Below are 7291 nucleotides of genomic sequence, written 5' to 3' on the forward strand. Positions count from 1 at the left end.
TTTCAAGAAGGTGCTAATGGCTATGCAGGCACCGTCGATACAGAGATCTGGGCGTTGGCGACGACGACGATTCTGGCGGCCAATCCCAATGCCTCATCTGATTCGAACAACGACGGAGGGGAAAGCCAGGTTCTGCTCCGATTTGATGACATCATTGGTGACCAGAAGGGTCAGATAAACCCGCATGCTCGAGTCATCTCTGCCAAGCTACTGGTGAGCGCATTTGACCAGGGTGATACGGTCAACCTGCACCGGATGCTTGTCCCATTCGACCGTGCAGCAACCTGGAATAGCGTCGTCGCGGGCATCTCGGCCGACGGTTTTGAAGCGTCACGGCATAAAGACAGCTTTACCTTCGGGAAGATCTCAGCCAACGCGTCAGAAATCGTGTTTGATGTGACAGACACGGTCCAGTCCTGGGTCAATGGGGATGACAACCACGGCTGGGCGTTTCTCAACACCGGAGGAAATGGATGGGACTTTTACACATCGGAGGCCGAAATCCTGTCACAACGTCCGAAGCTGGTTGTGGAGTTATCTGACGCTCCAGTTCATTAGACTTGTCTGTGCAATCAATTAAGAGTCGCGTTCGTTATATGTTCCGACCACCACACAACAGATGATCGTCTTTTGTGGTCCCGACGTCCCGTTTTCACTTCACCAGGTAGTCACTTACTCGCTCATTCAGGAACGAAAGCTATGTCAGAACCTGCTGCCGGCACGTGGTTCAGTGATCCCGCTCATTTTCAGCGACCCAGTCGTCGCGACATCTTGAAGGTCGGTTGGCTGGGAGGACTAGGACTGTCGCTGGGTGATCTGCTTCGGCATGAATCTGTCGCAGCGTCAAAGGGACGCAACATCCCCGCAACGGCAAAATCGGTGATTCACGTTTATCTGCAGGGTGGGTTTGCCCACATGGATAGCTTCGATCCGAAGCCGGATGCACCGATCGAATATCGCGGAATTCTGGACCCGATCAGTACGTCGTTGCCCGGAGTCCAGTTCAGTTCACACATGCAGGAAATGGCAAAAGTCGCCGACAAGCTGACAGTCGTGCGCAGTATGTCACACACAGAGGTGGATCATGCACGTGGCGAGCATAGTATGTTTACGGGATATCGTCCCAGTCCGGCACTGGTCTACCCCAGTGTCGGAAGCGTTGTCTCGCACGAGTTGGGTCCTCGCGGTGCCCTTCCCCCTTACATCTGCATTCCAACTCAGGGAAGTCAATACTTTGGTAGTGGCTACTTGAGCAACTCCTGTGGACCGTTCGCCTTGGGGACGGATCCCGCTCGCCCCGGTTTCACCGTGCGAGACCTGAGTCTGCCCAAGGGTGTCGATGAGCAGCGTTTTTCTGACCGCAAGTCGTGGAAGGAACTCGTTGATGACCATTTCCACCACACGGAACGTGACGACTCTTTGACGACCATGGATTCATTTTATCAGCGGGCCTATGACCTGCTCGACTCACCTCAGGCCCGTCAGGCATTCAGTCTGAAAGGGGAAACGGAAGAGACGAAAGAGCTTTACGGAATGAAGAGCTGGGGTCCCATTTTGCGTCCTTCTGCAGGAGCAAGGTTCCTGGTCGCCCGTCGACTGATTGAAGCAGGTGCCCGTGCCGTGACCGTGACCTATGGGGCCTGGGATACTCACGCTTACCACTATCGAGGCATCGAGACTCAGTCGCCCGATCTCGACAAGGCCGTTGCCGGCCTGATCCGAGACCTTGATCAACGTGGAATGCTCGATTCCACACTGGTCCTGATTACCAGCGAATTTGGCCGAACTCCCAAAGTGAACGCCGGTGGGGGTCGCGATCACTGGCCCCGTGTGTTCAGCATCGTCATGGCAGGAGGTGGAGTTAAACGAGGTCACGTCTATGGATCATCTGACGGACTGGCCGCAGAACCGGTCGATTCTCCACTCTCCGTGGAAGACTATACCACCACGGTTTACCACCTGCTCGGAATCGATGCCAGCAAGGACCTGATGACCCCAGGCGATCGCCCGCAGCAAATCGTGCTGGGAGGCAAGCTCGCAACGGGGCTGTTGGCATAGTCGTAACAGTTGTCCTTCGGTGGCGGGGGAGGGATTGTCATCAGCTCGGCAGCTCAGACGCCAGTTCCGGACGTGAGACAGAACCCCTGTTCGAGATTCGGTGGAATGGTCTTTCCGCTGCGTGACGACCTGCCCTCTGACCACCCGGGGACAGGGACAACGTTTCTCTCGTTTATACGCATCATTTGGATTTCATCATGCGAATCATGCTGACAACAGCGTTTCTTGTGGGGCTGCTGAACACGACTCAAGCTGCCGGCCCTTCGATTGAGTCTGTGATACCGGCAGTCGGACAACGCGACACCATTTTCACTCTCAAACTCGTGGGAGCGGGGTTATCGAAGGCCAGCGAGCTAATGCTCTATTCTCCTGATGTTGTCTGCACCGAGTTGAAGCCCGTCACTGACAACGAACTTCTGGCGACGCTGAAGACGACGCACGACTGCCGTCCCGGCACATATGCATTTCGGGTCCGTTCCCCGCAGGGAGTTTCGGAACTGCGGATCTTTCGGATCACTCCATTTCCCGTCGTCAATGCGGATGAACCTAATGAATCCCTTGAAGAGGCCATGTCGCTGGACAGGAATGTCACGGTGACCGGTCTGCTGGAAAAAGGAGATCGGGATTATTTCAAGCTGAGACTTCGCCGAGGAGACCGACTCTCTGCAGAAGTGGAGGCGGTTCGATTGGGGGCGACCATGATCGACACGGTTTTGACCGTCTTAGATGCGGAAGGAAAAGAGCTCGCCAGTGCGGATGACACACCTCTTTTCGGACAGGACCCCTATGTGTCGGTGATCGTCCCGGAAGACGGAGATTACTTCGTACGAGTTCAGGAAGTAAATCTGGATGGGGACGATAGCGGTTACGCCCTGCACGTAGGAACTTTTCCGCGTCCTTCGTCCGTCTTCCCAGCCGGTGGCCGAATTGGAGAAAGTCTTACGGTTCGCTTTCTGGGAGATGCCGCGGGGCCGTTCGAACAGAAAGTCCAGCTACCAGCTTCACCTGACAACACCCATGGCCTGTTTGCCAGTCATCTGGATACGACCTCACCAACCGCCATCCCCTTCCGGATTTCACCCTTTGAGAATGTTCTTGAGGTGGAGCCAAATGATGCCGCTGGGACTTCGTCAAACCCAGCAATCGATCTCCCTGTCGCTTTCAATGGTGTTTTAAGCCAGATCGACGATATCGACCTGTTTCGATTTCGCGTGAATGCCGGTCAGCGATTTCAGTTCGAAGCGTTTGCAAGCCGCCTCGGTTCACCCGCCGATACAGTGATTTCCATTCTAGATTTGGACGGAAGTATTCTCGTCAGCAACGACGATGACGGGTCTCACGACAGTCGGCTGGTATTTCAAGCTCCCCGCACAGGAGAGTATCTGCTGCGGGTCGTTGATCAACGTGGAGCAGGCGGCGAACACTTTTTCTACCGGGTCGAGGCCACTCCGACACTCCCAGTGCTCACGGCTTTTCTGCCACGCCCCAATCGACTGTCACAAGACCGACAGGCGATTTCTGTACCGCAGGGAAATCGCATTGTCACTTTCCTGGGAGTCAACCGAAAAGGGGTGACGAGCAAAGTGCAATTAACTCCGCAGGGACTTCCCTTGGGGATCAAGAACTTCCCTACGACGATTGACTCCGATCGCTTCCAGGTTCCGGTCGTGATTGAAGCGGAGGCGGATGCGCCAATCGCGGGGGCCCTGGTGCAGTTGAATGCGACGGGAAGTGCGAATCAGTCAACCGTGACAGGGACATTTCAGCAGGTGGTCGATCTGATCAATATGTCGGCCGACCGACTTTATCAGTCGGTCAGTGTGGACCGCCTGATGATCGCCGTGGTCGAACCGGTTCCGTTTCGAATTGAACTGGAACCGTTGAAGTCGCCACTGGTCCAGGATGGTTTCGTGGAATTAAACATTCACGTGCACCGCGACCCGGGATTCAACGACGCGATCGATATTACGTTTCCCTTCCTCCCGCCGTGGGTTGATGGACCGCCACTCATTACTGTCCCGGCGAATAAGACAGTCGGAACATACCTGGCTCACGCACACCCGCAGGTGGAACCTCGGAAGTGGACAATCTGTGCCGAAGGACGAGTCTCTACAGGGGTTTCACGGGGTCCGGTTTCCGACGACATCGAGATGGCTCCTGCCCCTCGCAGTCGCGGTCGACGCGCACAGATCGACACGGCAGTTTCATCTCAACTGATCGACCTCGACATCACCAGGTCCCCGGTCAGTGGAACGATCGGCCGAGTCGCCGGCGAACAAGGAACAACACTTCTCGTCACTTGTTCCATCGAGCGAAATGGCGAAATCCCCAATCGACTCATCTCAACGCTCGAAGGATTGCCGAATCGCGTGCACGTCGAACCCGTACAAGTCGGGCCCCAAGCGAAAGAGGTCACGTTTTCGATCAAGCTGGATCCCACGGCACCCGTTGGCGAATTTGACAGCCTGGTCTGTCGCTTGACCGGTACCCGGGATGGACAGTCTGCCTCATTCAACCTTGGCAGGGGTGGGCTGCTCAAGATCGTTCCTCCCGGCGGCCTCGTCACCGATGCTGAAGGGAGACCGCTCAGCCCGCTGGAGGCTTTGAGAAAAACACAAACGGAAGCCGATCCGGAAAACACCGTCGGCGGCAACAAGGCAAGCTCTCGTTAACAAGACCATCTGCGCCAATGGAAATCGCCCCTCGCCCATTATTTGTGAGCTATTCTCCTATGACGTTCTTACATCGCCTGGCACCGTTGACGATTGCCCTGCTCCTGACCGCTTCAATCGCCCCTGCGGCCGAGATGAAGAAAGTTGAAGATCAGGTCGTGCCCCGTCTGCAGGCATTTCCTGCAAAAATCTCACTGACCAATCGTCGAGAAGCACAAGAAGTTGTCGTCCAGCTTCTTGCAGCAGATGGCAGCACCAAAGACGTGACGGATTTGGCCCGGATGGAGATCGCTCTGCCCGCCGTCGCCCGGTTGGCGAGCGGATTCGTCGAACCGGTAGCGGATGGCCAGACAGAACTCGTGATCCAGTACGAGAGTTTTTCGACACGCATCCCGATTGAGGTATCTCATTCAAAGGATCCGGCCGAGCTTCGATTCCGTAACGATGTTTTGCCTGTCTTGACCCGTGCCGGTTGCAACACTGGCAAGTGCCATGGATCTGCATCGGGGAAAGACGGTTTTCGACTAAGTCTGTTTGGATACGATCCGGCAGGTGATCACTATCGCATTACGCGTGAGTTGAGCGGTCGTCGGATTAATCTGGCGGCACCAGCGAATTGCCTGCTTGTCAACAAAGCGATTGGGCAGGTCAATCACACGGGAGGCCAGTGCATTGAGCCGGATACCGCTCACTATCAGACATTAATCCAATGGCTGACAGCCGGAGCACAGCCAGATCCGGAAGATACGGCAAAACCCGTTCGGATCGAAGTCTTACCGCAGAATGCGATCTTCCGTGCCCCGGGCGACGACCAGAAACTGCTGGTCACCGCGTACTACAGCGACGGCACCGATCGGGATGTCTCCGACCTGGCGGTCTTCATTAGCAACAATGATTCCGCAGCCAAAGTCTCCGTTGACGGTATCGTCTCGGCAATGGGGCCCGGAAGTGCATTTGTGATGGCCCGATTTGATCAGTTCACACAAGGGGCCTCGATCATCGTTCGTCCCGGAACGGCGTTCCAGTTCCCAGACATTGCAGCTCATAACTTTATCGATGAGCACGTCCACGACCACTGGCGCAACATGCACCTGCTTCCTTCTGAAGTCTGTAGCGACGAAGTGTTCATGCGACGTGTTTATCTTGATCTGATTGGTCTGCTGCCATCAGCGGAAGAGCGTCGCTCGTTTCTCAATGACCAAGCGAGCGACAAGAGGGAGCGATTAGTCGATCTGCTGCTTCAGCGGGACGAGTTTCTGGATCTCTGGGTCATGAAATGGGCCGAGACGCTCCAAGTCAGGACAAATAACGGAGTCAGTTCCAAGGGGCTCATGCTCTACGACCGGTGGCTGCGAGACCGGGTTCGATCCGGCGAATCAATTGACAAGATCGTTAATGAACTGATTCCCGCAACCGGAGGGACATTCGAGAATCCTGCCACGAATTATTTCCAGACGGAAACGACACCCGAACTGCTCGCCGAAAATGTGGCTCAGGTTTTTCTCGGAACACGAATTCAGTGTGCCCAATGCCACAACCACCCGTTTGATCGCTGGACCATGGACGACTACTACGGCTTTGCGTCGTTCTTCAGCCAGATCGGTTACAAACAGGCCCAGGATCCACGCGAACTGACCGTCTTCAATTCTGGTGAAGGTGAGCTGCGACACCCCGTCAGAGGCGAGAAGGTTCTGGCGAAGTTTCTCGGTGAAGCAGGCCCCGACCTCAATCCCGAAGACGATGTCCGGAAATCGCTCGCCGACTGGTTAACCTCTAAAAGAAATTCAGAATTCGCCCGAAACACGGCAAACATCGTCTGGTCTCACTTCTTCGGTATCGGGATCGTCGAGCCGGTCGACGATATCCGGGTCAGCAATCCCCCTTCTAATCCGGCTCTCTTTAAAGCACTTGGTGACCAATTCGTCACATACAATTTTGATTTACGATCGCTTGTAAGGGACATCTGCAACTCTCGAACGTATCAATTGTCGACACATCGCAATTCCTCGAATGAATTCGACGAACGCCACTTCTCTCATGGACGGATCCGGCGACTGCGTGCCGAAATCTTGCTTGATTGCATCAATCAGGTGACTCAAGCTCCAGATCGCTTTCCTGGTTTGCCGGAAGGAGCCCGAGCAGTTCAGATTGCCGACGGTCGGACCCAGAACTACTTCCTGACCACATTCGGACGATCCACACGTCAGACCCCCTGCACATGTGAGGTGAAAACAACTCCGACCCTGTCTCAGGCTCTGCATCTGCTCAACGGCGAAACGACCTCTGGAAAAATCGCTCAAGGTGAAGTCGTGGAGTCCCTGCTTGAGGAGTACTCTGATCCGGTCGCCGTCGCGAATCGGCTCTATGAGAAGTGCCTGTCTCGTCTTCCCACAGTGAAGGAGTCGAAGGCGATCCATGACAAGCTCGCTGCTGCAACGGACACACAGGCGGCACTGACAGATCTGTTCTGGGCACTTCTGAATTCAAATGAATTCGTTTTCAACCACTGAGTCATCACTGCCGGTTGAAAACATGAGACGGGCACCTCGGATAAGACAATT

The 7291-nt window shown here is 55.1% G+C and carries 4 protein-coding genes; all 4 read left to right on the top strand.

Annotated elements, in window-relative coordinates; translation table 11 throughout:
• Positions 1 to 558 (top strand): DNRLRE domain-containing protein (locus VGE80_RS03750; protein WP_440591721.1); only part of this gene is annotated, 558 nt, incomplete at its 5' end.
• 141 nt (positions 559 to 699) lie between these two features.
• Entirely contained in the window at positions 700 to 2058 is a 1359-nt protein-coding gene (locus VGE80_RS03755; protein WP_440591722.1) for a DUF1501 domain-containing protein, read from the top strand.
• Positions 2059 to 2255: 197 nt separating this feature from the next.
• On the top strand, positions 2256 to 4730 hold the full coding sequence (locus VGE80_RS03760; RefSeq protein WP_440591723.1) for a PPC domain-containing protein: 2475 nt from the start codon (positions 2256 to 2258) through the stop codon (positions 4728 to 4730).
• Positions 4731 to 4789: 59 nt separating this feature from the next.
• Positions 4790 to 7240: a DUF1549 domain-containing protein gene (locus VGE80_RS03765; protein WP_440591724.1), complete on the top strand. Its 2451-nt coding sequence runs from the start codon at positions 4790 to 4792 to the stop codon at positions 7238 to 7240.
• Positions 7241 to 7291: the final 51 nt, after the last annotated feature.

The sequence above is a fragment of the Schlesneria sp. genome, assembly GCF_036405755.1.
Classification (GTDB): Bacteria; Planctomycetota; Planctomycetia; order Planctomycetales; family Planctomycetaceae; genus Schlesneria; species Schlesneria sphaerica.

What these genes read in the sequence shown, in the direction of transcription:
- VGE80_RS03755 (WP_440591722.1), top strand. Translation starts at nt 700, where the DNA reads ATGTCAGAACCTGCTGCCGGCACGTGGTTCAGTGATCCCGCTCATTTT.
- VGE80_RS03760 (WP_440591723.1), top strand. Translation starts at nt 2,256, where the DNA reads ATGCGAATCATGCTGACAACAGCGTTTCTTGTGGGGCTGCTGAACACG.
- VGE80_RS03765 (WP_440591724.1), top strand. Translation starts at nt 4,790, where the DNA reads ATGACGTTCTTACATCGCCTGGCACCGTTGACGATTGCCCTGCTCCTG.